Annotated in this window: 23 protein-coding genes and 10 tRNA genes; 8 read left to right on the top strand and 25 right to left on the bottom strand. The window is 40.3% G+C overall.

Going from position 1 to position 26,230, the window contains the following annotated elements; translation table 11 throughout:
* Positions 1 to 73 precede the first annotated feature (73 nt).
* From ACE01U_RS06035 to ACE01U_RS05990, 10 genes are all read right to left on the bottom strand, one after another.
* Complete coding sequence (locus ACE01U_RS06035; protein WP_265733397.1) at positions 74 to 202, bottom strand: hypothetical protein; 129 nt, start codon at positions 200 to 202, stop codon at positions 74 to 76.
* 173 nt (positions 203 to 375) lie between these two features.
* Positions 376 to 984: a glutathione S-transferase family protein gene (locus ACE01U_RS06030; protein ID WP_395578942.1), complete on the bottom strand. Its 609-nt coding sequence runs from the start codon at positions 982 to 984 to the stop codon at positions 376 to 378.
* Between the two features lie 515 nt (positions 985 to 1,499).
* Positions 1,500 to 2,393, bottom strand: a complete 894-nt coding sequence (locus ACE01U_RS06025) for a LysR substrate-binding domain-containing protein (protein WP_086208496.1) — start codon at positions 2,391 to 2,393, stop codon at positions 1,500 to 1,502.
* Positions 2,394 to 2,405: 12 nt separating this feature from the next.
* The gene (locus ACE01U_RS06020) at positions 2,406 to 3,593 is read right to left on the bottom strand and encodes an MFS transporter (protein WP_291372465.1); all 1,188 of its coding nucleotides are present in this window, start codon (positions 3,591 to 3,593) and stop codon (positions 2,406 to 2,408) included.
* Positions 3,594 to 3,596: 3 nt separating this feature from the next.
* Positions 3,597 to 4,169 carry a TetR/AcrR family transcriptional regulator gene (locus tag ACE01U_RS06015; protein ID WP_086208498.1) on the bottom strand — a complete coding sequence of 191 codons (573 nt, stop codon included), beginning with the start codon at positions 4,167 to 4,169 and terminating at the stop codon, positions 3,597 to 3,599.
* A gap of 129 nt (positions 4,170 to 4,298) precedes the next feature.
* Positions 4,299 to 4,820, bottom strand: coding sequence for an acyl-CoA thioesterase (locus tag ACE01U_RS06010; protein WP_058869179.1), 522 nt, complete (start codon positions 4,818 to 4,820; stop codon positions 4,299 to 4,301).
* Between the two features lie 290 nt (positions 4,821 to 5,110).
* The gene (locus tag ACE01U_RS06005; RefSeq protein ID WP_086208499.1) at positions 5,111 to 6,109 is read right to left on the bottom strand and encodes a patatin-like phospholipase family protein; all 999 of its coding nucleotides are present in this window, start codon (positions 6,107 to 6,109) and stop codon (positions 5,111 to 5,113) included.
* A 512-nt stretch (positions 6,110 to 6,621) separates the two neighbouring features.
* Positions 6,622 to 8,097 (bottom strand): alanine/glycine:cation symporter family protein, encoded by a 1,476-nt coding sequence (locus ACE01U_RS06000; protein ID WP_395578941.1) that lies wholly within the window; start codon positions 8,095 to 8,097, stop codon positions 6,622 to 6,624.
* A 74-nt stretch (positions 8,098 to 8,171) separates the two neighbouring features.
* Positions 8,172 to 9,413 (bottom strand): sodium/glutamate symporter, encoded by a 1,242-nt coding sequence (gene gltS / locus ACE01U_RS05995; RefSeq protein WP_086208501.1) that lies wholly within the window; start codon positions 9,411 to 9,413, stop codon positions 8,172 to 8,174.
* A gap of 508 nt (positions 9,414 to 9,921) precedes the next feature.
* The gene (locus ACE01U_RS05990) at positions 9,922 to 11,226 is read right to left on the bottom strand and encodes a DcaP family trimeric outer membrane transporter (protein WP_086208502.1); all 1,305 of its coding nucleotides are present in this window, start codon (positions 11,224 to 11,226) and stop codon (positions 9,922 to 9,924) included.
* Positions 11,227 to 11,649: 423 nt separating this feature from the next.
* On the opposite strand from ACE01U_RS05990, the gene ACE01U_RS05985 reads away from it, so the two are divergent.
* The gene (locus ACE01U_RS05985; protein ID WP_086208503.1) at positions 11,650 to 12,360 is read left to right on the top strand and encodes a nitroreductase; all 711 of its coding nucleotides are present in this window, start codon (positions 11,650 to 11,652) and stop codon (positions 12,358 to 12,360) included.
* 70 nt (positions 12,361 to 12,430) lie between these two features.
* On the opposite strand, the gene ACE01U_RS05980 is transcribed toward ACE01U_RS05985, so the two are convergent.
* Complete coding sequence (locus tag ACE01U_RS05980; protein ID WP_086208504.1) at positions 12,431 to 13,639, bottom strand: multidrug effflux MFS transporter; 1,209 nt, start codon at positions 13,637 to 13,639, stop codon at positions 12,431 to 12,433.
* A 140-nt stretch (positions 13,640 to 13,779) separates the two neighbouring features.
* On the opposite strand from ACE01U_RS05980, the gene yccS reads away from it, so the two are divergent.
* The 4 genes from yccS to ACE01U_RS05960 all read left to right on the top strand — a co-directional run bounded on the left by yccS (position 13,780) and on the right by ACE01U_RS05960 (position 20,299).
* Entirely contained in the window at positions 13,780 to 15,954 is a 2,175-nt protein-coding gene (gene yccS, locus ACE01U_RS05975; RefSeq protein ID WP_119063568.1) for a YccS family putative transporter, read from the top strand.
* Between the two features lie 85 nt (positions 15,955 to 16,039).
* Positions 16,040 to 16,600, top strand: coding sequence for a YcxB family protein (locus ACE01U_RS05970; protein WP_395578940.1), 561 nt, complete (start codon positions 16,040 to 16,042; stop codon positions 16,598 to 16,600).
* A gap of 168 nt (positions 16,601 to 16,768) precedes the next feature.
* Positions 16,769 to 19,423, top strand: a complete 2,655-nt coding sequence (locus ACE01U_RS05965) for a PepSY domain-containing protein (protein WP_395578939.1) — start codon at positions 16,769 to 16,771, stop codon at positions 19,421 to 19,423.
* Between the two features lie 69 nt (positions 19,424 to 19,492).
* Positions 19,493 to 20,299 carry a YdcF family protein gene (locus ACE01U_RS05960; protein ID WP_395578938.1) on the top strand — a complete coding sequence of 269 codons (807 nt, stop codon included), beginning with the start codon at positions 19,493 to 19,495 and terminating at the stop codon, positions 20,297 to 20,299.
* A gap of 10 nt (positions 20,300 to 20,309) precedes the next feature.
* Here the strand turns inward: ACE01U_RS05960 and ACE01U_RS05955 are convergent, their stop codons facing one another.
* From ACE01U_RS05955 to ACE01U_RS05895, 13 genes are all read right to left on the bottom strand, one after another.
* Positions 20,310 to 20,771: a DUF2750 domain-containing protein gene (locus tag ACE01U_RS05955; protein WP_395578937.1), complete on the bottom strand. Its 462-nt coding sequence runs from the start codon at positions 20,769 to 20,771 to the stop codon at positions 20,310 to 20,312.
* A gap of 85 nt (positions 20,772 to 20,856) precedes the next feature.
* Positions 20,857 to 20,932: transfer RNA gene (locus tag ACE01U_RS05950), tRNA-Val, on the bottom strand.
* Between the two features lie 88 nt (positions 20,933 to 21,020).
* Positions 21,021 to 21,097 (bottom strand) — tRNA-Asp (locus ACE01U_RS05945).
* A gap of 50 nt (positions 21,098 to 21,147) precedes the next feature.
* Positions 21,148 to 21,223 (bottom strand) — tRNA-Val (locus tag ACE01U_RS05940).
* 63 nt (positions 21,224 to 21,286) lie between these two features.
* A tRNA-Asp gene (locus tag ACE01U_RS05935) sits at positions 21,287 to 21,363 on the bottom strand.
* A gap of 10 nt (positions 21,364 to 21,373) precedes the next feature.
* A tRNA-Val gene (locus ACE01U_RS05930) sits at positions 21,374 to 21,449 on the bottom strand.
* 68 nt (positions 21,450 to 21,517) lie between these two features.
* Positions 21,518 to 21,594, bottom strand: a tRNA-Asp gene (locus ACE01U_RS05925).
* A 13-nt stretch (positions 21,595 to 21,607) separates the two neighbouring features.
* A tRNA-Val gene (locus tag ACE01U_RS05920) sits at positions 21,608 to 21,683 on the bottom strand.
* A gap of 21 nt (positions 21,684 to 21,704) precedes the next feature.
* Positions 21,705 to 21,781: transfer RNA gene (locus ACE01U_RS05915), tRNA-Asp, on the bottom strand.
* A gap of 49 nt (positions 21,782 to 21,830) precedes the next feature.
* Positions 21,831 to 21,907 (bottom strand) — tRNA-Asp (locus tag ACE01U_RS05910).
* A gap of 25 nt (positions 21,908 to 21,932) precedes the next feature.
* Positions 21,933 to 22,008: transfer RNA gene (locus ACE01U_RS05905), tRNA-Val, on the bottom strand.
* A gap of 282 nt (positions 22,009 to 22,290) precedes the next feature.
* Entirely contained in the window at positions 22,291 to 22,794 is a 504-nt protein-coding gene (elsL, locus tag ACE01U_RS05900) for a cell wall-recycling L,D-carboxypeptidase ElsL (protein WP_395578936.1), read from the bottom strand.
* A complete protein-coding gene (locus ACE01U_RS05895; protein WP_119063571.1) occupies positions 22,794 to 23,186 on the bottom strand; it encodes a YbaN family protein in 393 nt (130 codons plus the stop codon). The genes elsL and ACE01U_RS05895 overlap by 1 nt, the downstream gene beginning before the upstream one ends.
* A gap of 97 nt (positions 23,187 to 23,283) precedes the next feature.
* On the opposite strand from ACE01U_RS05895, the gene ACE01U_RS05890 reads away from it, so the two are divergent.
* The 3 genes from ACE01U_RS05890 (at position 23,284) to dapE (ending at position 25,714) form a co-directional block, all read left to right on the top strand.
* The gene (locus ACE01U_RS05890; protein WP_395578935.1) at positions 23,284 to 24,162 is read left to right on the top strand and encodes a DUF1853 family protein; all 879 of its coding nucleotides are present in this window, start codon (positions 23,284 to 23,286) and stop codon (positions 24,160 to 24,162) included.
* Positions 24,163 to 24,319: 157 nt separating this feature from the next.
* Positions 24,320 to 24,460, top strand: a complete 141-nt coding sequence (locus ACE01U_RS05885) for an entericidin A/B family lipoprotein (RefSeq protein ID WP_086208511.1) — start codon at positions 24,320 to 24,322, stop codon at positions 24,458 to 24,460.
* A 120-nt stretch (positions 24,461 to 24,580) separates the two neighbouring features.
* Complete coding sequence (gene dapE / locus ACE01U_RS05880) at positions 24,581 to 25,714, top strand: succinyl-diaminopimelate desuccinylase (protein ID WP_110974349.1); 1,134 nt, start codon at positions 24,581 to 24,583, stop codon at positions 25,712 to 25,714.
* 53 nt (positions 25,715 to 25,767) lie between these two features.
* On the opposite strand, the gene ACE01U_RS05875 is transcribed toward dapE, so the two are convergent.
* On the bottom strand, positions 25,768 to 26,229 hold the full coding sequence (locus ACE01U_RS05875) for a hypothetical protein (protein WP_151707167.1): 462 nt from the start codon (positions 26,227 to 26,229) through the stop codon (positions 25,768 to 25,770).
* Between the last annotated feature and the right edge of the window lies 1 nt (position 26,230).

The following is a 26,230-nucleotide window of genomic DNA, read 5'->3' as shown; positions in this document are numbered from 1 at the left end:
AAGGGGTTTTGTACTAAACTCCTTAACTTTTTAGTTCTTTAAAGCAGAATCTTCTATACTCTAGATCAAATATTTATAGCTCAACTACTACTTTGGTTAAGCCCGAATGCCCCATCAGAATATATATTGGGTTCGCAAGAAAAGCGGCTTGTGGCGCATACCCCCGACTACACAAATCACCAAATCCCTTGTATTGATTCATAAATCGCAAACTTTATTTTTAAATCGTTTTACCTTGAGCAAGTACAAGTGACGTTTCTGCGCATCAAATAGCATCATACGTTTAAACTTAGATTCTCAAATAAAATGCCAGTCTATTGCTTAAGACTGGCATGAGCACTAAGGCACGGTTTTATAGTACTAAGTTTATTGGACTTAAAGCGCTTGTACCCATTCAACTCCCTGTACCGCATCGCGACTTTGAATCAACTGGATAAAAGGTTTAAATTCGTCGAAATATGGGACAATTTTGAAAGAAATGGCATAGATTAACCAATAGGCCAAAAACAAATCTGCGGCACTAATTTGATTGCCCAACAAATATGGCTTCGCCTGAGCTAAACCTACTTTTATAAACCGATAAATAGATGCTTCTGTACCAAAACCCAAACTTCTTTTTCTAGTCTCTAGCTGTTGTTCAGAAATGCCTAAACTTTTCACGTCCATAAACTCAGTGAGTGGTCCATGACAAAAGAATAACCATTTCAAATATTCACCACGCTTGGGGTCATTGAAAGCAGGCGCGAAACCTTTTTCGAGATATTTATCTGCCAAATAAGCAAAAATAGCAGGAGTTTCTGAAATCACCGAACCCTGATCCACTAAAAATGGGACTTTCCCCATTGGGTTCAAAGCCAAATATTCAGCCTCCGCTAAATCTGCATATTCGATATGAATAATTTCGACCTGATCTTCAATATCTAACTCTTTTAAAAACGGCAATACCGTAATGCCGCGAGAATGAACGTTGCTATACAGCTTCATTATTTTGAGCCTCTTAGATGGCGCTTTGAGTATGTTTTAAACATCATATAGCACAACTGTATGTGTATATTTTTAAGTAAAAAAACAACGACATAATAATATGACTGATTTTATTCACTGTTTTATCCCAATCCCTTTCCTGCCTTTACCAAGAGTACATTTTTTGGACGTGTTATCAGTGTTTTTTATTGTGCTTTAAGTCCTTTTTACTCTCACCATTATTTACGACATTATAAAAATAAATTTTCATCATGCTTAAACTAAACACAATTTGGTGTTGCCTTAGGCATAGATGGTAAATCAGGAAAATTAAACCACGATATCATCATGGACTCAGTTAAAGAGACAAAATTAGAAATCGCACTGTGTATTCGCAATAAGGCATCTTGAACATTTATACCTTCTGGTTCTGCTATATCAACCCTTTAGCCAGATCTTTATAAACCTCATACACTTGAAATGTTGATTTACCTAATGACCCTTTCCCCAAGTTCCAATATTCAAAAGAATTCTGGTCAGAACATGTCCATATAAAATTGCTCTTTTAATATTTTTAAAATAAGATCAATCGCAGGGTTTTTCTGCTGTTTACGGTAATTCGCATAGAGTCCAATCATCGGTAAAGGTTCAATTGTGTTCTTCGCTACAATTTTATCGCCCAAAAGTGGAATCACATACGCAGGTACAATACTCCACCCAACCCCCATCCCGACCAAATTCACATTCAGCAAAATATTGGTCGAGTGCTGGACAATATTGACATTCAGTTTCGAGTGTTTAAAAAAGTCTTGGATCAACTTATATAACTGTGGTGAAGCGGTTTCATCACTGATCACAAAGTCACGATCATTAAAGTGCTTAATGCTAATACTGCGCTGTTCAGCAAAAGGAGAATCTTTCGGCATAATCAGAGCTAAAGGCTCCTGAAAAACTTGAACATGCTCAAACTCTCCAGACTCATCTGGATAACGCGTAAATGCAATATCAATTTCACCTTTTTTCAGAGCATCAAGCTGGGCTGAATCTGTCAGGCTATGAAAGCTAATTTTTAAGTCTGGAAAATGCGCGCGAATGTTTGGCATGATGTAAGGAAACACTTTCATTTCAGCAACAGGTACAAAGCCAATATGTAAGTGATCTTTACTCATATTGGCAATTTGGCGTGCATCATAAATTGCCTTTTCAGCATACTCCAAGCTCAGTAAAGCTTGTTTTAAAAATGCTTTTCCTTCTTCCGTAAGTTCGACCTTACGATTGGTTCGAATCAATAGCTGCGCGCCAACCTCATGTTCCAAATCCTTAATTTGCTGGCTAAGCGAAGGCTGAACCGTACACATGCGCTGTGCTGCTTTAGTAAAATTGAGTTCTTCTGCAACAGCAACAAAATAACGTAAATGACGCAATTCCATAAAACGCTCCAACTATGCTTCTGACACCCGTCGTGTCGTTTTAGCCACTTTAAATTTGTAGATACATAACGTCAGCAGCACAATGGCTGCACAGATTAAATATGTAGTTTGAAAGCCTAAATGCGCAATCACCACACCTATCACAACCGAGCCAACAGCCATTCCCAAATCAAACAAAGTAAAAAAAGTAGAAATAGCATGTCCCATACGTTGTTTCGGTACCGACTGAATGGCGACCGTTTGAAAACAAGGAAATAACGAGCCGTATCCCATACCAATCAATACAGCAGATAACCATAACATCCATGGACTATTGACGATGCTGACCAGCACTAAACCCAATGCAAAACACAAAAATGAAGGATAAATCACAGCACTGGCGCCACGGCTGTCATAAATCTTGCCGACCCACGGTCGCACCAAAATCATCGACACAGCAAAAACCACGAAAAATAAACTGGTATAAGCCAATAAAGCTTTGGACTCAGTATATGTAGCAATGAAACTCATAATGCTCGAATATGCAAAGGCCGTGAGTAATGCAATTAAACCAATCGGCACTGCCTTGAGTTCAATAATGTCATACCAGCTCAAACCTACTCGTTCTTTAGTTTCGGGCACTTGAAGAGAAACAGATTCAGTAATTGGAATCAACCAACTAAAAATCAAACCAAGACTAATCAGCACAGTCAGTAGAACAAATAAATCATTAAAACTACTGTACTGCACAACGCTCAGAGCAATAAGTGGCCCAAAAACCACAGCCAAATTGGTAGACATGACAAAATAACCCATCCCCTCACCTTTGCGTTGTTCGGGTATAAAATCATTAGCAATGGGTACAGTTACAGTTGTTAAAATACTAAACCAAATACCATGTATAAAACGAATAGCAAGCAAGCTCCACATGCTGTCCACCCAAAGATAGCTAAAGGCAAAGCAGACAAAAAGTGATGCCGAAGCACGAAAGGAAAAAGCCTTCCCGAGCCGCTCCACAATCAACCCTGAAAACGGTCGCACTGCAATAGAGGACACCAAAAATAGGGTTAAAGCGAGACCTGCTTGCTTCACCGTCCCACCGAGTTCTTGCATGATATAAACGGGCAAGATCGTGAGTAATGCAAAGTAATACGTGAACAAGAACAGATTATTACACACACAAAGTATAAAATTTCTATTCCAAAGCGACTGCTGAGGCATTATCTATTCCTCTAAAAGCGCATGTCGCTGTGCAGGTGCAATTACCAACCGAACCAAATTGTGAATATAGGCGTCATCAGGCATACGGTTAAAAAAAATAATTTGATAATGAATCGGTCCATACAAAGTATCGAGCATCAACTCAAAAGGATAATCTGCGCGTACTTCACCACGCTCAATCGCACACTGAATTAATTTACGGGTTTGGACACGACGTGGCAGTAAATACTCTTGGAAAAATAACCCTGCAGCTTCGCGATGCTCTGCCATGACCACCAACAGTGCTCGCCCCACTGGATGATTCAAGGCCACTGCCAGTTTAGATAATTGTTGTACTAAGTTGTGCTCTAAACTTTGCTCAAAATCCAATTCAAAGACGGATTCGGTATGCAATTTAAATGCTTCAAAAACCAAATCAGATTTGTGCTTCCACCATCGGTAAATGGTGGATTTTCCAACTCCTGCACGTGCAGCAATATCTTCTATAGTGAACTGTGAATAATCTGCCTCTGACAAAGCTGCCAGTACAGCATTTAAAATGCATTGTTTTCGTTTAGAACCTTTCTCAACATTCATATCACACCAAAACGATACGCTACGTATCGTTTCATTTTATACTTAAAAATGCACTTGTGCTAATTTCTTTAATAAATAAATTTTAGACATAAAAAAAGGTCTCCTATATAGGAGACCTTTTCATTGCATTTAACTATGCGATGTTTTTTTATAAATACTGCACGAAGGGTGATGGTTTTCTTGTAAGCGCGCAACTTTACGTTGCTCAGCCGCTTCAAAACGACAACGCTTCCAGTCATTATCCAAGTTCAATGCAGGAATTTGTTTTGGCTTACCATTTTCATCGACCGCCACCATAGTAAAGTAACAACTGTTGGTATGACGTACTGTACGCTTTTGAATATTCTGCGCTTCAACACGAATACCGATTTCCATCGAAGTCCGCCCCACATGGTTCACACTTGCCAAGAAAGTAACCAACTCACCTACATGAATCGGCTCTTTAAAGTTCACTTTATCCACCGATAAGGTCACTACATAACTGCCAGAAAAACGACTTGCACACGCATACGCAACTTGGTCTAACAGTTTCAAAATGGTGCCACCATGCACATTTCCTGAAAAATTCGCCATATCTGGTGTCATTAAGACCGACATAGTGAGTTCAGACTGGTCATCTGCAGCCGCAGCAATTTGATCTAATGGGGACATCGCGTTCTCTAATTCGGAAGATAATAGGATATGTGGCGCTTATTATATCGGTTTTACAGACTAAATTTGGTAACAAAACCATCATTATTATTTATAGCGATTCTCCCATCATTCAAAAAAATATATATAAAGAAGACTAAGGTGTTGAATCTATAAGCCTTCTTGGTACTTCAACCAGTTTTCTATCACATATATTTGACTGTACAATTCACATTCAGTCGCATGAACATCGCTATATACAAGAGCACAGCCCTTAATTTCACCTATTCATTTGCCAAAATATATATCTACTACTGCATGCGTGCCTGAATCGCTTGAATATTCAGTTTCTGTTTATAATTTTTTTGAGCGAACACTTTTTGAATCTGTTGCAATTGAGCAACAGTTGCATCCTGCCCTGCTTTCATCGTCATTTCACGCCCACTCACATCAAAAATATGCACTTTCTCACGTAAGTCTGGCTGAATCACAATATCGGCATTTTTCAGCTCTATTTGCGCAAGGTTCTTTTGCATAATATTGATATTTTGGTTAAATAGCCCCCATACATTCGACGTTTCGGTATACATCGGCTGCGCTAAAATATCTACAGCAATAATAATATCTGCACCTAATTTACGCGCTACATCGACAGGAACTGGGCTCACTAAACCGCCATCAACATACTCATCTTCACCAATTTTAGTCGGGATAAACATGCTCGGAATGGACACCGATGCACGCACTGCTTGCCCTGTATTTCCATAATTAAAAACGACTTTTTTACCTTCTTTTAGTTGTGTTGCAACCACATACATCGGTGTTGGTAAACGTTGAAGAGGAACATCTTTGACCTGTTCATTAACATAGTCCTCAACTTTTTGACCATCAAAAAAACCTTTCATACCCAAACGAATATCACGTACATCATTGGCTTTCATATTGAGTGCAATTTCACGCAGTTCATTTGCGTTTTTACCACTGGCATAGAGGGAGCCCACTATACTACCCGCACTGGTTCCCACGATAAAATCAGGATGTATACCTGACTGCTCCAGTACTTGTATTGCACCAATATGTGCGTAACCACGTGCACCGCCACTACCAAGGACAAGAGCAATAATTGGCCGATTTTGCTCTTTTTTAAGCTGTTTAAAATTAATGCGATCGGTTCTTTCCTGAGCTTCGTTGGAATTATTATGTGTTGCACCAAGCTGATTTGACAGGTCTTGGTCTGCTTTTGGCATGCTTTGGCAACCAGCCAAGACAAGCAATGTAAGCGACAACAGGCTAATTTTTAATTTCAACATAATTCACCAACGCTAAGGAAGAAGAAAATTTTAAGCAACATAGTGTATGAAAATCCGTAGCCGTCTGACTGTTGTTTTTCGTAAAAGTGTGCATTCTCTTATTATAATTCTTTTCACCCTTTTAGTATCATCTGGTATGTGTATTCAGCTCCTGAACCGCATATTTAAACCTAAAGTGCCTATCTTTTTGTAGTCTAGTCACCTATTGGACTCCGTTTGGTCATAAATTTTGACTCATTAGAGCTCTTAAAATAGCCAAAAAATAATCATTCACTGACAATAAAATAAGTATTGAACGTCACTTTCTCTCTTGGTGAAGAGCTTAGAATGAGGGCAGATTCTTCCTATAAATCCTCTCCCGAGCCCTCTCCTTTAAAAAGAGAAAGAACTTTCATTGTGATTTCACTAGAGCTCAAAAAACGACGTATGCACGAACTCCATTGAAGATTCATTAATGTACGACTATTAGTGCATAAAAAAGCCCCTACCTGAAGTAGAGGCTTTCTGGCGAATTACCAAATGTCTGATTTGACTTTATCTTTAAATTTAGGATGGTTGTCTAATTTAAACACTGGCTCTTTCACTCCTTGTTTGAGCTGACCGATATAGTCCTTTAACAACATCAATAAGAATGGTGTTAATAACAAAATGGCAAACAAGTTAATGGTGGCCATGATGCCCATGAACAAATCCGCAGTGTTCCAAATAAGGGGCACACTCATCACTGAACCGAGATAGACCATAATCAAAACAAAGACACGGAAGACGAACATCACCTTGGCATTGTTATTGATAAATTGCACATTGCCTTCAGCATAGGCGTAGTTACCGATGACTGATGAAAAAGCGAACAAGAATAAAATCGTTGCAAGGAAGTCATCCCCCCATGAACCAATTTGGCTCTCTAGCGCCATTTGTGTTAATGCAACACCTTCAAACCCAGCATCGTGATACAGACCAGACGCCAAAATAATAATTGCTGTACATGAACACACCACAAACGTATCCACAAATACACCGAGCATTTGTACTAAACCTTGGTTTACGGGATGTTTCACATCTGATGCAGCTGCCGCATTTGGTGCTGAACCCATACCTGCTTCATTAGAGAATAAACCACGTTTAATCCCCATCATCATTGCCATGGAAACCATCGCACCGAAGAATCCACCTGCTGCTGCCTCAAACTCAAATGCTTTCGAGAAAATAAGCTGGAAGATATCGGGCAAAATAGCATAGTTAATAATGGCAATATAAAGTGCAACAACTAAATACAATATAGCCATAAATGGAACAAAGCTTTCAGCAACCTTCGCAATACGCTTAATCCCACCAAAGATAATCACTGCAGTTAGCAAGACTAAACCGAGCCCAACCCAAGACACCACAATATGAATGCCACCGAGTTCAAAAGCCAAATTAGCTTTGTCCCAACCCCATGCATGTGCTGTTGCACCTGTAATGGCATTGGCTTGTACTGCGTTAAACACAAAACCATAGGTTGAAATTAATGCTACAGCAAAAACTACGCCCAACCATTTTTGCTTCAGGCCTTGAGTAATATAATAAGCAGGACCTCCACGAAACTGTTTATTCTCTTGGTCACGTACTTTAAACAATTGTGCTAAAGATGATTCAACAAAAGCTGAGCTCATGCCTAAAAATGCAGTCACCCACATCCAAAAAACTGCACCCGGTCCACCAATCGCAATTGCGATCGCAACACCAGCGACATTACCCACACCAACACGGCTTGCAAGCCCCGTTACAAAAGCTTGAAAAGGCGTAATGCCATGGTCATCATCACATTCCTTACGGCTTGATTTCATCACCTTGATGCTGTGTAAAAATAAGCGAACCTGCACCGCACCCGTAATTAGCGTGTAAAACACACCAACTGCAACCAGAAAAACCACTAAAAAGTCCCACAGAGGTCCATTCAGTGTATTCACCCACCCGAGTAATGTTTCATTTAACTGATCATTCATCTCGACTTCCTAATTATTGTGAAAGACTAAAAAGCAAAAAAGCCCTAGTTTCCTAGGGCAAATCGCAAATTCAATTAGCTAAAAAACTGCAAAATAGACTGAATAACAGCAACGTTAATCAAGTCTACAAAGAAGGCGCCACATAAAGGAACAATTAAGAATGCCTTATGAGAAGGACCATACATGTTGGTAATGGCTTGCATGTTTGCCACTGCTGTTGGTGTTGCACCCATACCAAAACCACAGTGTCCTGCAGACAATACAGCAGCATCGTAGTTTTTCCCCATTACACGGAAAGTTACGAAGCCCGCATACAATGCCATAGTAATTGTTTGCGCACCCAAAATAACAACCAGTGGACCAGCCAAGTCAGCCAACTGCCATAATTTCAATGATAATAATGCCATCGCAAGGTAAAGTGATAATGATGCATTACCAAATACATCAATCGCACGATCAAAGATTTGAACTTTAAAAATCCCTTCCAATACATTACGTAAAATCACACCACCAGCAAGCGCCCAAACGAATGTTGGCAACTCAAGCATTGTGCCTTTCATCTGACCTGTCATAAAGTCAGCAAAAGCCAAACAGCCTGCGAACAAACCTAATGTAGTAATTGCATTATCAGCTGTGATAAGACGAACCCGATGCGGATATTCAAATGGTACATATTCCGTTGAGCTAATCTCTGGTAAAGGCGTATTATCACTTCTTTCAATCTGCTCATTGGTACGTGGTGTCGCTAATTCATAGCGGTTAATAAGTAGTTTTGCTAAGGGGCCACCAATTAAACCACCAATAATTAGACCAAAAGTTGCACTCGCCATACCTAATGCAAGTGCACCTTGAATACCATGCTTAACTTCTAAAATTTCACCCCAAGCACCCGCAGTACCGTGACCACCAGTTAAGGTAATTGAACCCGCAATTAAACCAATCAATGGATCAATACCTAATAGGGTTGCAAGGCTAATGCCCACGAAATTTTGTACCACAATAAAGGAAGCAACAGCCATTAAGAAAATAATAAGACCGATCCCACCTTCACGTAATTTGGAGAAGTTTGCACTTAAACCAATTGAAGCGAAGAAAATCAGCATAAAACTGGTCTGTAATTCACTACTTGTAGTAATGCTATAGCCCCAAAGACTATGTACAAGCAAAGAGATAATCGCAGCGACCAAACCACCTGCTACAGGCTCAGGAATGTTGTAGCGTTTCAAGAAATCAATTTTATTAACCAAGAAGCGACCAAGTAACAAAACAATGACAGCAGCAATCAAGGTATAAAATGCGTTAAATGTAAATTCCATGACAATTGTCCATAAAGCTGATGCTTAGAGTTGTTATCTGGCTAATAAATAAGCCACTGAATCCATTGATACTTCAAGATAGATTTCGTAAATCTGAGTCAAACTCAGTCTTGCGTATGAAAATTCAGGCAATGGGTAAATTGGTAACAACTAAGCGATCTGATGCATAACATATTCAGCTCTACCGATGAGTAAACTGAAAGAACGTAATGCCCAATAATTTTTGGACACAGATACGATTTTTTGACTTAAGTCACAAAAATCGCCCCATACTGGCTTAAAATTAACCAATAAAAGCACAATACGAGTGAAAGACCGACATTATGCAGATTTTTTATAGATAATCTTTATTTTTTTACAATAATTTTTAACTATTTCCCTTATTCTTTTTCTGTCTTAATACTAAAATCTATTTTCACTCATTATTTAGCCTATATAAATTTTCTATGCTTTCTAAAAAACAAAACAGAAGCTTAAAGCTCCTGTTTTGTTACTACAGTTTTCGATTTTAGAAGTTATATTTCGCCATAAAACCAACACGGTTGTCTTTGTAGCTATTTCCTGCAAAGGTATCGCGTTTACCATTGATATATTCAACACCTAAGTCCAATGGCTTAACTGGTGAATAGATAAAGTTAATCCATGCTTGGTAAACTTCTTCATTTGCTGCTGGATTTAAAGTTGCGTAATCCGTACCATCATCCGCAAACAGTGCGCCATAAGCTAAAGTCGAACGTAATTTTTCGTTGAACTTATATGTACCACCGACCTGCACACCAAATGCTTCATTTTGCTCGATGTTACCATTTGCTGGATCTACGTAGAATGCTGTATTACTTCCATATAGGTAATTACTATTACCTTGTACATAAGATACATCTGCACTTAGTTTTAGCGGGTCAATCACTTGATAATTTACACCAGCTGCCACACCCCAACCTGTTTTATCATCGCCTGATGCATCAGACTTATATTGCTCTACTAAGCCGCGAACAGATGCATTTGCTTTACCATCTGCAAAACCTTGCGTTAATTTTGCAGTTAATACAGGTAAGCTATATTTTACATCTGAAGTAACGTTTGCTGTATTAGTCGCATTTCGAGCTGTTGCAGAACTATTACCTTCTTCAGCAGCAAGGAATAATTTGGTTGCAGGCGCTAAATTAAAGCCATAACGAACTTGTGGAATACGTGCCGTACCCCCACCCACGTTGGTCCCAAAATCAATCATTTCTGGCGCATGGTTAGACAGGAAGTTAGAAGTGGTTTGACCAAATAACCAGTTGTTATAGGTTAAATACGCATGGCGAATACGTAGTGCTTCATTTGTTCCAGCAAAGTCAACTTCAACCTTACCGCCAAGCTTATTATCACCACCAACATTGGTATTGAAATCCAAACCTAAACGCGTAGTTTTAGCAGTTGCGCGAAGCTTGTCTTTGGTTTGACCATCTGAACTAGACACTTTATTGAAGTCATCATCCGCACCCTCAATAATGTAGTTTGCATCGCCACGAACAAAACCATATAGGTTAATGTCAGCACCTGACTTAGATTTAAATGAAGACAATGCTGACTCAGGCTTCGCAGGTGGTGCTGGCTGTGCTTTGACTTGTTGAATCTGAACGGCTTGTTGTTGTTGAACTTGTTGCTGCTGTTGCATTAAAGCTTTTAACTCAGCAACTTCAGCGCGCAATTGAGCAATCTCTTGTTGTTCTTTCGTTGCTGCATGAGTCGTTGTCATCATCAACGCGGCAACACTGAGTGCTAGGCTTTGAGCGACAAATGGCTTTTTAGTGAGGGCTAAACGCATACGCAAGCTTCCTTTATTACATAGTTAGTGGTAAGTCAAAAATTCCATTTCAGTAAAATTTACTATACAAAAACCATTCCATTTCGGTCTCTTTATGTATAGAACAATCTTATAAAGATGAAAAATCGCACATTTCGATGTTTTTGGATATGATCTTTTATTACTTTTGCAACTAAAGTCTAATTAGAAACCTTCTAAACTGGAATAAGCATCACACTTCATCTGCTTTGAATTATGAAATTACAATTTAAAAATGTTTTTGCAATAATTAAGTAACAATTCTTCATATATTCTTAAATATAGACTGAGTTTTCGGTGATATCTATATTTTTTTCTTATAACTAAAGTCTTAGTTTGATTGATAACCACATGCTGCCAAATAAGTGGTCAAAACTACGTCTTTGCATAAAAAGTAGGATAATTATGACGCAGCAGATGTCCGATCTTGTCGATCAAGCAATTCGCTCACGCCATTCAGTTCGTGCCTTTACAAACCAAATGGTTGAGGTACAAACCCTTAAAGATATTTTACACGTCGCCAGCCGAGCACCATCAGGGACCAACACACAACCATGGAAAGTGTATGTGGTCACTGGGAAAAAGCGCGACGAAATAGTTGAACGTGTTTGTCATGCGCAACTTGAGCTTTTTCAACATCCTGAAAAAGCAGCACAATACCAAGAAACTTTCGCTTATTATCCTGAAAACTGGATTTCACCCTATATTGACCGTCGTCGCGAAAATGGTTGGGGGCTGTATGGATTACTCAACATTCAAAAGAATGAAAAAAGTAAAATGGCTCAACAGCAACTCCGTAATTTTCAATTTTTTGATGCACCTGTGGGCTTATTTTTTACAGTCAATAAAGTCATGGGCATTGGGTCTAAAATGGACATTGCCATGATGATGCAAAATGTGATGGTTGCAGCCAAAGCACGTGGCTTAGACACCTGCCCACAAGCAGCATGGAATCACTTTCATTCTATCGTACTGGGTATTCTTGGTGCATCATCAGATGAAGAATTAGTCGGCGCAATCGCTTTAGGTTATGCAGACCCAGAACACATTGTGAATAGCTTTATCACACCACGGGTCCCTGTAGACGAGTTTGCTGTTTTTTTAACTGACGAATAGAGATCACAGCTTTCATTTATCAAAAGAGACTGATTACAGTCTCTTTTTTATACATTTAAATGTCTCAGACTTAGGCTTTTATCCCTTCGTCTTGCCCAAGTTTGAATACATAATATAAAGCCAGTAACACAAAAATAGCCATGACAATGGCCATATTTAAAAGTGCAGACCAAACTAAGAAATTTAGAATCACGCCACAAAGTAAACCACATGCAAATTGCATACTGCCCATGATCGCACTAGCCGTTCCAGCACGAGCGCCTTGCTCAGACATTGCAATTGCCATTGCATTTGGTCCCGTAAAACCAATCGCTGCAACAGCTAAAAACATACCTGCACACACAACAGATAAAGGTGCTGTTGCCATGCTTCCTGCTATTAACAGCAAAATAACCCCTAACAATTGCAAAGCACTCCCTAATTTTAAACGTTGAAATACATTTAAACTGCGTGCTAAACGTTTATTTAAAGTTGAGAAAAGCATGATGCCAACCGCATTCGCACCAAAAGCATAGGCAAAAATTTGCTGGCTCAAACCATACCCGTCCATTAAAATGGCAGCTGAGGCACTGATATAACAAAATAAAACCGCGCCAGCAAAACAACCGACAAACATTGGTCGTCTAAAACTTGGATCTTGGAAAATCGCACTATATAAGTTGAGTACTTGATTGAAATTCAGTTTTAACCGACGCTTTGGATCTAAAGTTTCTTTAAAAAAGAAATGTACACAGCAGAGACTTCCCAAACCAACAAGCATCAATATGGCAAAAATACTGTGCCAACTACTAAAACTCAGCACCAAAGCGCCCAAACTTGGTGCAATAATTGGAGCAATGGTCGTCACAATCATCATACTGGCAAAAGCTTGTGCCGAAGCTTGCATATCCAAACGGTCACGAATTGCAGCACGTGCAATCACCACCCCGACACAACCACCTAGAGCTTGTAACACCCGCGCAGCAATTAAGCTCCATTCACTGTTTGCAAACACACACAGTAAACTGGCCACAATATAAAGGCTCAATCCAAAATACAGAGGCTTTTTACGCCCGATTCGGTCACTTACAGGCCCATAAATTAGCTGCCCAAGAGCCAAACCAAGAAAATATGCAGGCAAGCTGTTAGCAACCATTTGTGTGCTTACCCCGAAGTCATCTGCCATTTGTGGCAAAGCGGGTAAGTACATATCAATAGAAAGTGGGCCCAGTGCCGTCAGTGAAGCGAGTAAAAGAATCCAAGCGTTAGAATATTCCGCTTTTTCCTGTGTAGTTGACATAGGATTAATGTGTTTTTTAAAGGAGAGTTTGCAGACAAGTTTACACGCTCCATAGTATGATTTATACCTGAGCAAGTGAAATTTCACATATTCTCATATTTGAAAATTGTCTAACCCTAAAAGACAGATAAAGGTGCGCTTTGAAAGCATGGCTGACGAGCCTGAAACAGGCTACTTATAATACAACCTTTATGTATAACCTCCGCATGGTCATCACCTTTGCAGGAACCGCTTTTGTACCTTATTTTATGGGGTTCCAATTGGCAACTATTCCACTTACACTAGGTGCAGTTGCAGCGGGTTTAAGCGATATTGATGACCGCTTTTCCGTGCGCATCATGAACTTGATTTATACCTATATTGGTTTTTTTGTCACAGCCACCTCTATTTATTTTTTATTTCCGCACCCGATTTTATTTGCGCTAGGTCTTATTGTTTCCTGTATCGGTTTTATTTTACTGGGTTCATTGGGACGTCGTTATGCAACCATTTCATATGGTTGTTTGGTTATTTCCGTCTATTCCATGCTTGGTGTCGGTCTTTTTGACCAATGGTATATGCAGCCTTCGCTTTTAGTCATCGGTGCAATTTGGTATAGCCTGATTTCAACCATCAGTTTTTTGCTTTTCCCAGTGCGTCAAGTTCAAGATAACTTATCCAAATGTTATTCGTCTTTGGCCGATTTTCTCTTTGCCAAGTCTAATCTATTCGATGTCGATATGACGCCAAATAGTTATCAACAAAGTATGATTGAGCTGTCTCTGGAAAATGGCAAATTAATTGCGATATTCAACGACATGAAAACCGCTCTACTCACCCGTTTAAAAGGTGACCGTGGGCAGCGTGATACCCGTCGGAGCTTGCAATATTATTTTGTCGCACAAGATATCCATGAACGTGCAGATTCAGCACATATTGACTATCAGAAACTGGCTAAGATCTTTCAGCACAGTGATATCTTGTTTCGCTTTCAACGTATTTTATCCATCCAAGCCAAGGCCTGTAAGGACCTCAGTAGCAGCATATTAAACCGCCAAACCTACGTGCATAATAAACGCTTTAAACATGCGTTTGAAAACCTCCGCTTATCTTTAGAAAAGCTCAAAGATGAACAACAATATGACCAAATTTGGGTCAATGCCCTGTTTTCCTTATTTCAAAACTTAAAATCAATTGATGCACAGCTTCGTAACTTAGAAACTGAGCGCAATATCAAATTTGATAAAAGTAAGCACATTGAAAGTCAGCTCAAAGATGATGACCTCAAAGGTTGGGATGACATTGTGGTGCGGATTAAACAAAATCTCACGCCTGAATCCGTACTATTTCGACATGCAATACGGGTTTCGATTGTACTCTTGGTCGGCTATATTTTTGTTCAAGTAACCAATATTCAATATGGTTATTGGATTTTACTGACCGCTTTATTTGTCAGCCAACCCAACTTTAATGCCACCAAACGACGTTTGCGCTTGCGGATCATAGGTACATTGATGGGAATTCTTTTGGGTTATGCCATCTTGTATTTTGTCCCATCCATTGAAGGCCAATTGGTCATGTTAGTGATCAGTGGTGTCCTCTTTTTCGAACTTCGCAGTAAACAATATGCTCAAGCCACTGCATTTATTACTATTTTGGCTTTAATTAACTTTAATTTAGACGGCATGGGTTACGCCGCGGCACTTCCGCGGATGATTGACACCCTGATTGGCTGTGGGCTGGCGTGGTTGGGTGTGAGTTTTATTTTCCCCGATTGGAAATTTCGTCGTCTCCCCCGCACCATTTACCGCTCCCTTGCAGCACAATGCAATTATTTGGCTGAAGTAATTGAGCAGTATAAATCTGGACGCAACAATGGCTTGAATTATCGCGTTGTTCGTCGTGCGGCACACAATACCGATGCCGAAGTTGCTTCACTCATTTCAACTTTAGCCACCGAGCCTGACTTCGACCCCACTCAAAAAAGTTTGGCATTTGAATTTCTGTGTCTCAATCATACCTTTATCAGTTATATTGCGGCACTGGGTGCACATCGTGAGAAAATTGACGACCCACAAATTTTAGAATTGATGGATCGCGCTTTTGACAATATCCAAGGCGCACTGCTACGTGACGAAATGCCTGATTTAACTGCACAGAATATGCTTCAAACCATTCGTCAACGTTTAAGCCAAAATAATGAAGAAGATCAAAAAGCATTGATCATTTTGCAACAGCTGTCATTGATGTTTAGCATCCTAAATCAATTCAGTCGTTTGAAGCAAAGTTTGAGCCATGAACGGGATCACGAGGCTACAGAATTAGCTTCATTATAATTTGGGTGATTTTGGAACAATATACTCACTGAAATGCTCTAAATAATGCTAAACTTTTTGCAGTTTTAAATCTGTTACTTTCACTATGACCGCGAAAAATTTATACGCTTATACTTTACAGCCTGTGAACTATGAAATCACTGAGTCTGAACAACGCGATGCTCAATTAAAAATTTGGCGTAGCACAAACAAAATCAGCCTGAAAGCCTGGATCATCATGGGTGCAGTCGTTGCCCTTTCAATCCTCGGCTTAATTCTGCTTAAAAACTATTCCACAATTTTTTGTTGGGTTGCCATAGCCTGTGTTGTAGTCTATCTACTGGTCCGTAAATTCGGCCTAGAATGGTATGTAAAACGCAAAATGCATGAGTTTCCAGTACAGGAAATTAAAGGCATTCGCTTAGGTGTACAACCTCATGGTCTGGTTATGCGCCAACAAATGGGTATGCAGGAAGGTGTCGGTGCAATCAGTTGGAAAGATATTTATGAATGGTACAACACACCTGAGTTCTTATTGATTAAGTTTAAGGTGAAAGGCCAAGAAGGTGCTTACATCCTGCCAAAGCGCATGGATAGTAAAAACTTCTCATTTAATACGATCCGTACGCATTTAAAAGAAACTGTGGGTGAAGCTCAGCCGCTTTAATCGCTTTTTATTTTATAAAAAACCTCCTTATTTGGGAGGTTTTTTTATACCCTAAACCTCTAAATATAAATGATAATGAGAATAAATATTAATTGCTAAATCCATAGTATCTTCTTAATCTTCAGGTATAATTCGCGCACAACAAATCGCTCACGATCAAGTCTAGCCATGTTTAAAAAGACATTTTTCCAAGTGCATTGGTTTTTGGGAATCACTGCGGGTCTCATTCTATCTCTTATGGGTGTCACAGGTGCCATCTACTCTTATGAACAGCAAATCTTAAAGTGGATGAATCCTAGCAGCTATACCGTTCAAGCAAGTCAAAACAATAAATTAACCCCTGCTGAGTTGTATCTGCATTTCCAAAAGAATGATCCAAGCATCCAAATTAACAGTATTACCATTGCTCAAGAGCCCACTGCATCCAGTACAGTTAATATTGTGAAAGAAGGTGCACGCCGTGGCTATAACATGATGGTAAATCCATATACCGCCGAAGTTTTACCCGAAATCAAAGGTCGTGATTTTTTTAACTTTATTCAACAACTACACCGCACTTTAACAGTCGGTCCTGTGGGTAAGCAAATCACAGGTGCCTGCACCCTCATGCTCATCTTCTTTGTATTGAGTGGTCTGTACCTCCGTTGGCCCAAGCGTCACTCCATCAAACAATGGTTTTTTGTTAAGCCTAAATTGAAAGGACGCAACTTCATTTGGGATTTACATGCGGTTGTTGGCACTTGGGTGGTGATTTTTTATCTCATCTTGGCCTGTACGGGGCTGTACTGGTCCTATGATTGGTGGCGCGATGGCATGTTCAAAGTGCTTGGTGTTGAACGCCCGCAACCACAAATGCAAGAAGGCCCCCGTCCAAATGCAGGTGAAGCTCAAGGCCCACGCGGCGAACAAACGGGTGCTCGTGGTGGCGAGTCACGTGAGCAAGGTCGTGGCGGCCCACAAAGCGAGCACGCTACACATGGCGAACGTGGGCAAGGTGAGCATAAAGGCTTATCACCTCAACAAGTGCAAATTGCTTTAACCCAAACATGGACAGGCTTTAATGCACAAGTTGGTCGCGACTATTCAACACTGACCTTAAATATTCCGAAAAAGCCAGATGGCACACTTGAGCTTTCATTTGTAGATGCAATTCCACAGCATGAGCGAGCGCGAAATTCAGCAGTCTTTAATTATCAAACTTCAAAAATTGAAAAAATGGAGTTATATGAAGAAAAGAAGCTAAATGAAAAAATCATGAGCAGTATGCTTCCTGTGCACCGTGGTAGCTTCTTTGGCCCAATTTATCAATTCTTTGCCATGTTCGCATCACTAATGATGCCACTGTTCTTTATAACGGGTTGGATGCTCTATCTGAAACGTCGTAAACAAAAGAAACTCACCCAACAAGCACGTGGTGGAGCGTTGAATGTTACGGTTGATCCAAATGCGAAACCGTGGCTAATTGCCTATGCAACCCAAACTGGTGTGTCTGAGCAAATCGCTTGGCGTACTGCAACCAGCTTACAAGAAGCAAGACAGCCAGTAAGCGTAAAAGCGGTACAACACTTAACGCTTGATGACTTAAAAACTGCCGAACAAGTACTTTTTATTGCAAGTACTTATGGCACGGGTGAAGCACCTGACTTAGCTAGTAGTTTTGAAAAGAAATTTTTAAATACAACCTTGGATTTGTCACACCTGCACTATGCCGTATTGGCTTTAGGCTCTCAAGAATACCCTGACTCCTATTGTAGTTTTGGGCATCGCATTGACCATTGGTTAAAAGCCAATGGAGCGCATACTTTATTTGCAACCATTGAAGTCAATAATGCAGACAACAGCGATATTCAGCGTTGGAATAGTGCTCTTGCCTCTGCAACAAAACTTGAACTTCAAGCCATGAATATTGATAAAACCTTTGATCAATGGACTTTGGCACAACGTGAAGTACTCAATCCAAACAGTGTTGGCGCACATGCTTATAATATCGAGCTAAAAACCAACTTCGATGTTACATGGCAAGCAGGCGATATTGCTGAAATCCAACCTGGTAATAGCACAGCACGTATCCAAGCATTTATGCAAAAGCATCACATTGCAGCACAAAGTACCGTTGAATCCTTAGCTATTTCGATTGAGCAAGCACTTTGGGATAAAAACCTCAGCACAGAGATTGAGCCTTTTGCCAATTTGGAACATTTGCTAGAACAATTGAGTCTTTTACCTACACGTGAATACTCGATTGCAAGTGTACCGACCCAACAAGTGTTACGTTTGGTTGTGCGCCAACAGCAAGATTTAGAAGGTGAACTGGGCTTAGGTTCTGGTTGGTTAACCCAACATGCCGAGCTTCAGCAACCTATCGCACTGCGTATTCGTACCAATGAATCTTTCCACTTGATCAATGACAACCGTCCTATCATTTGTATTGGTAATGGCACAGGTATCGCCGGTTTAATGAGTCTACTCCATGCACGTACCCGCCTAGACTATACTCAAAACTGGTTGATCTTTGGTGAGCGTCAGCGTGAACATGATTTCTTCTATCAAAGTACGATTGAAGCATGGCAAACCACAGGCATGTTGCAACGCTTAGATTTAGCATTCTCACGAGATCAAGCAGAAAAAGTTTATGTACACCATAAACTGACTGAACAAGCCTATGAGCTTAAAATATGGGTTGAAAAGGGTGCCGTCATTTATGTCTGCGGTAGCATTAATGGGATGGCAAGTGATGTTGATACAGCATTGGTAGAAATCTTAGGCGAAGAAAAATTAGATCAACTCCGCCAAGAAGGTCGTTACCGTCGTGATGTTTATTAAACATTAAATCAAGATGAGAAAACCGAGCCACAGTGCTCGGTTTTTTTATATATAAATTTGCTAAAATCCATGCAAAGCCTAAACTCACAAGCCTACATGCAAAAATCAAAAAGAATCATTAGTTTTGTCATCGGTTCATTACTTTTCGCAGATGGCTTGTATTTTATTTTACAACTACGCTTTGATTTCGGCATTCTCCTGCCTTTGTTTATTGGATTAGGTCTGCTGATTTATGCACTCACCGCCCCTAGGCTTAGGGCTTATATTCAAACCAATAAAATCCGACAATCAATATGGCGTTACACTTGGGCTATTTTCTTGCTATGGATTTGTAGTTTAGCCATTTTCTTTCTCTTTTTAAAATTTTTAAATGAACAAAACATACCCCATGTCAATGCACCCGCCGTTTTAGTTCTTGGCAGTGGGCTAAAGCACGGTAAACCGAGTCCAACTTTAGCCAGTCGCTTAGATCAGGCAGCTCATTACGTAAAACAATATCCAGAAACTATTATTGTTGTAAGTGGTGGGCTATCTCCACAGCAAAACATCAGCGAGGCCAACGCAATGCGTCAATATTTGGTGGATCAACACCATATTCCAGCCCATCGCATCTACACCGAAGAACAAAGTACCAGTACAGAGTTAAACCTGTTCAATAGCAAAAAGATTTTAGCTCAACAACATATCTCTATTGAACAACCGATTGCGATTGTCACCAGCGATTTCCACATTCCACGTAGTCGTGCGATTGCAATTCGCCAAGGTTATCAATCACCCATCATGATCGGTGCTAGAACACCACTTGAAACTCGCTATAACGCATGGCTACGAGAGTATTTTGCCTTTATTAGCGGTTGGTTACTCAACGAATACTAAAAACAATATATTAATGCAGACGAATATGACGTGGTGAAGGCAATTGTAATTGCTTGAATAAATCAGGCTTTTGTATCGAAAACTGATACAGATAATTTTTAATATCTAATAATAATTTTTCAGGAGCAACCAAAACATTCTGCCCTTCTGGTGTTAAATTCATCGACACTGTCGTATTTTCAACACGTAAAAAAGGAATCACTTTTTCAACCAAGTCCGTTATACCAATACTCTGAATTTCATAACCCGCCCAATTATCTTTCACTAAAAGCTGTGCTAAGCCTTTACTCTGCCACATCGCAAATGAACGCTGTCCAGTTGGTGTAGCACAGAGTGCCCACCCATCATGATACAACGCCAAAACATGGCCCTGATGCACAATAGTTTCAATAAAAAGGCGATAAACTTGGAGAGGATCGTAAGCAGTATTTTGATTTTTAGATGCAGCTTTGCGTTGATATGGATTTCTCATAAATCTGTCATGTTTTAAAATTATTATTGCACAGAAGTGTATGAAAACAGCTTGATATAAGCAAGGTTTTTACGACTAGGGAATATGGTGGGCGCTGACGGGATCGAACCGCCGACATTCTGCTTGTAAGGCAGACGCTCTACCAACTGAGCTAAGCGCCCTTGAGAAGTAAAAATAGCATTGCTATTTTTATGATGCAAGAAAGAAATCTTGCTTGATTCCATTTACTAGCACAAGGGATCTAGGAAATGGCGCAGCGGACGGGGCTCGAACCCGCGACCCCCGGCGTGACAGGCCGGTATTCTAACCAACTGAACTACCGCTGCAACGGTAATTGCGAATGCAATTAGGGTCATTAAGCTTTACAGCTTGAATATGGTGGGCGCTGACGGGATCGAACCGCCGACATTCTGCTTGTAAGGCAGACGCTCTACCAACTGAGCTAAGCGCCCTGATTTAAGATTGTCAGTCTTAGATTTCAAATTTAAGCTCAGGAACTTAAATTTATATTTAAATGGCGCAGCGGACGGGGCTCGAACCCGCGACCCCCGGCGTGACAGGCCGGTATTCTAACCAACTGAACTACCGCTGCGTCGTAAATATGGTGGGCGCTGACGGGATCGAACCGCCGACATTCTGCTTGTAAGGCAGACGCTCTACCAACTGAGCTAAGCGCCCTGATTAAGATTGTCAGTCTTAGATTTTAAACTTAAGTTCAGGAACTTAAATTTAATTGATTTTTTGAATGGCGCAGCGGACGGGGCTCGAACCCGCGACCCCCGGCGTGACAGGCCGGTATTCTAACCAACTGAACTACCGCTGCATCGCAAAAAATCTGGTGGGCGCTGACGGGATCGAACCGCCGACATTCTGCTTGTAAGGCAGACGCTCTACCAACTGAGCTAAGCGCCCTCATTAAGGATTTTGTATAAATGGCGCAGCGGACGGGGCTCGAACCCGCGACCCCCGGCGTGACAGGCCGGTATTCTAACCAACTGAACTACCGCTGCACTTACACAAAGTCACTAATGTGGTACAAACAATATTAAAAATCTTAAGTGGCGCAGCGGACGGGGCTCGAACCCGCGACCCCCGGCGTGACAGGCCGGTATTCTAACCAACTGAACTACCGCTGCACGTAAGATCTTTAACGTAAAGGCTTGGTGGGCGCTGACGGGATCGAACCGCCGACATTCTGCTTGTAAGGCAGACGCTCTACCAACTGAGCTAAGCGCCCTTAACGTCTTTATCGTTTGTGAGGTGCATTATAGAGAATCTTTACAGGCTGTCAAACGCTTTTCGGCCTGTTTTCGTTTTTTTACAATCGAGTGATTAAAAAATAGGTCAAATGGTATAAAAACAAGGATTTTCTGTATGTTATTTAACAGATTCGTCTAATTTATTTTCTTAAACATGCCAGTCATTTTGGCTAAATCACGCAGTTTTGTTAAGTTTTAGCCTTTTGAATTAAGCCTAATAGTATTCAGTAAAATCACTTTGTTTATTTTTAATCCACATTTTAAATTTCAAGTTTATGTTCGGAAATATAAACCAATGCATTGCAATCAATCAGCTCAAATAATTCCATAACATCAGCATTACGCATACGAATACAGCCATGTGACATCGGCATCCCCATTGGCTCGGTATCAGGTGTTCCATGAATATAAATATAACGTTGATAGGTATCGCATCCTTCGCCGCGATTAAAGCCCTCTTCTAAGCCACTCAACCATAAAATCCGAGATAAAATCCAATCCCGTTCTGGAAACTGAGCCGCCAAATTGGGATCATAAACCTCCCCTGTCGGCTTTCGAGCAATAAAAACAGCATTTTGTGGTTGCTCAGCGCCATGCTTTTCAGCAATGCAATGCCACCCCCGTGGGGTTTTACCACTATTTTCAGTTTCGCCAATGCCATTTTTCCCCGATGAGATCAGATAAAATTTATTCTTTTTAGGCAGTGTTAAAGTCTGTTCAGCTAGATCAATCAAGACGTCTGCATCAGCAATCACATAAGACATCAGTTGTCCTCTATTTGTTTTTTATCTATCGACGTATTTGGTTCAGGGCGTAGCCATAGCCATATTGCAACAATTAACATAGTGGTATTGGTAAATAATTTGACTAAAAATGGCGCATTGGTAAAGAGCATAATCACCCCACTGATCAACATCATGATACTGGCAAACCATTTCGCCTTACGTGGTACAGTCCCATTGGCACGCCATGCCCTTAATGTTGCTCCGTATTTCGGATGATTCAGCAACCAAGCATCCATTTGTGGCCAACCTTTGGATGCAGCCCATGCAGCTAAGATTAAAAAAACAGTTGTTGGCATACCCGGCAAAAGCGCGCCGATAAAGCCTAGGATGACAAAGATCACCACTAAACAACGCCAAAACAACGTTTTCATACCACTTTCCTAAACACTGAATTGCGGTAGTATAAAGTGTTTTTTGGATTTATCCGTTGTCCTTCTGCATATTTCGCTTCTTTTTTAAGGCTCACACATGCATCTCATTTCACAGCATCAATTGTTTGAACCGTGGCTCCAATTTAAACATCCATTGGTTCGTCAGTTGGCTTTTGCTGTAGCAAGTCCAAACATTTTGTCTACGTTGCCGTTAGAACTCGATATACAACATACTTTTCATTTTCATCCCTCACAGATCTGGCAACAGCACTTTCAAACCTATTTACCTCGCCTTAAACAGCTCGATCAAGACCCGAAAGAACTTGAAGACTTTATGGTTCAACTGAAAAGTACCCGTCTAGGTCTGCGCTTTGAAATGTTCATGTGGTTTTGGTTACTGGATCATCGCTATCATGCATACGTGTTATTGGGGCATAGTATTCAAATCATTGATGGTTCACGTACTACGGGTGAGCTGGACTTTTTAATTAAAAATACCGAAACCAATCAAATCGAGCACTGGGAAGTCGCATTGAAATATTATTTAGGTGAAACAGATCTGAGCCTAATCACATGGTACGGTTTAAATCGTACTGATACTTTAAACCGCAAACTAAAACACTTTACTCAAAAACAGTTCCAATTCCAGCAAGCTTTAGATACTGACATTCAGATGCGCTATGCTGTTTTAAAAGGACAACTCTTTCTACCCTTAAAAAATAGTTTCGCGGATGTTGGTGATTTTAACCAATACTCTCTTCCGCATTGGCTCAATCCTGACCGGCGCTTGGGAATTTGGGGGACTACCATTCCCAAGGCCGATTTAAATTTTTTCCGCCTACAACGTCAAGAATGGATTTGCCCAAATGCTGTGCCAAGTAGTCTCACTGCCCACTGGTGGACCAATGGATTGTATTTACAAAATCAACACAATCAGTTTTATATGTACCGAAATTCGAGTTTGATTTTTACTTGATTTTGCAGAAGTTACTTTATACAAATATACATAAGACTACATATAGTTACCTATTTCATGTAAAACACTGCTACATTTTAATATGTTTATTTTTTAACCTTATAAAACATCAGAACAGAATCATTTGATGACAACACCAAAAATTTTGGAGATAAACATGAAGAAAATTATTGCTGGTTCACTTGTGATGCTTTTTGTTTTAACGGGCTGTAATACAGTTGCTGGCGTGGGTAAAGATGTATCCAAAGTGGGAGATGCTGTGACCAACTCTGCAGACAAGACTGCCGATAAATTATAATCTGTTCTAAACCCACATAGACCTTATCGTTTCGATAAGGTTTTTTTATTGCTAAGTTTCGCATTCTAGACATTAATCGCCTATTATAGTGCCGACTGTTTTATTGACTCTGAAATCCGCATGACCTCTTCTGCTACTCTCGATTTAAGCCTCCAACTTTTACGCCAGCCATCGGTTACTCCAGTTGACCACAACTGTCAAAATATTATGGCTGAACGCTTAGAAAAAATTGGCTTCAATATTGAATCTATGCGTTTTGATGATGTTGATAATTTATGGGCGCGCAAAGGCACTGAGTCTCCTGTATTTTGTTTTGCAGGACATACTGATGTCGTTCCTACAGGCAATTTAGACGCATGGAACTCCGATCCATTTGCCCCTGAAATTCGTGATGGTAAACTCTACGGACGTGGTAGTGCAGACATGAAAACGGCTTTAGCAGCTATGGTGGTTGCCTCTGAACGTTTTGTTGCAAAGCACCCTGACCACAAAGGGTCGATTGCATTTCTGATTACTTCTGATGAGGAAGGTCCATCTATTAACGGTACAGTTAAAGTGATTGAAACATTAGAAGCACGCAATGAAAAAATGACATGGTGCTTGGTCGGTGAACCATCAAGTACCCATCAATTAGGTGATATTGTCAAAAATGGTCGTCGTGGTTCATTAAATGCCGTCTTGACAGTCAAAGGAAAGCAAGGTCACGTGGCTTACCCACACCTTGCGATTAACCCGATTCATATGGCATCTAAAGCCGTTGCAGAACTTTGCGATACCGTATGGGATCAAGGTAACGAATACTTCCCTGCAACTTCTTTTCAAGTATCTAATATTCAAGCAGGTACAGGTGCAACCAATGTTGTTCCTGGAACGATGACCGTAACTTTCAATTTCCGCTATTCAACAGAAGTAACCGCAGAAGAGTTGAAAGCACGTGTTTTAGAGCTTTTAGACCGTCATGGTTTAGATTACGACATCAAATGGACACATTCAGGTTTACCTTTCCTCACCCCTGTTGGTGAACTGGTCAACTCTGCGAAAAATGCCATACGTAATGTAACTGGAGTTGAAACGGAACTTTCGACCTCTGGTGGTACATCTGATGGTCGTTTTATTGCTCCTACAGGCGCACAAGTTCTTGAACTTGGCGTTTTAAATGCCAGCATCCACCAAATTGATGAACATGTGAATGTCGCGGACCTAGAACCACTTGCTGAAATTTACGAACAAATTTTAGAAGGGCTTTTAGCATAAGACTTTCAATAAAAAAGGAACTCATCTGAGTTCCTTTTTTATTGAGTACAGATTTAAGTAGATAAACCTAAACTTGCCTGAATTTGATTTAAATTCGGGATGTGATACAACTCTTCACCCATACGTACCAGTTGAAACACTGTAGGGTCATTCGCTGGCGTTTCATCATCTACAATTTCAGAAATACGTAAACGAATCGACTTCGGCATCTCATTACACATTAAAGCAAAACGTTGAGACGCATCATCTCCTTCAATCACCAATGCCACACCTTCCGTCTGTTCAGGACGATTCACGGCATAGACGGGTAGATGTAGATCATGCCACTCTACAGTTTTAACCTGCGTATCACTATCGAGTGCAGACAGTACAATATTTTGTGGTAATAACATGGAATTTTTTCCATGGCATTCAATGATATAAGCATCAATAAAACCTGTTGATACCGTAATCAGATATTGCAACTCTTGCTGGCTGATTTGCTCATTCATGGTCTTTGAAACATTTGCATTCATT

This window comes from Acinetobacter halobius (assembly GCF_044130335.1).
In the GTDB taxonomy this organism is placed as follows: domain Bacteria; phylum Pseudomonadota; class Gammaproteobacteria; order Pseudomonadales; family Moraxellaceae; genus Acinetobacter.
The sequence above is the reverse complement of the archived record's forward strand: the minus strand, read 5'-3'. Positions and strand labels throughout refer to the sequence as shown.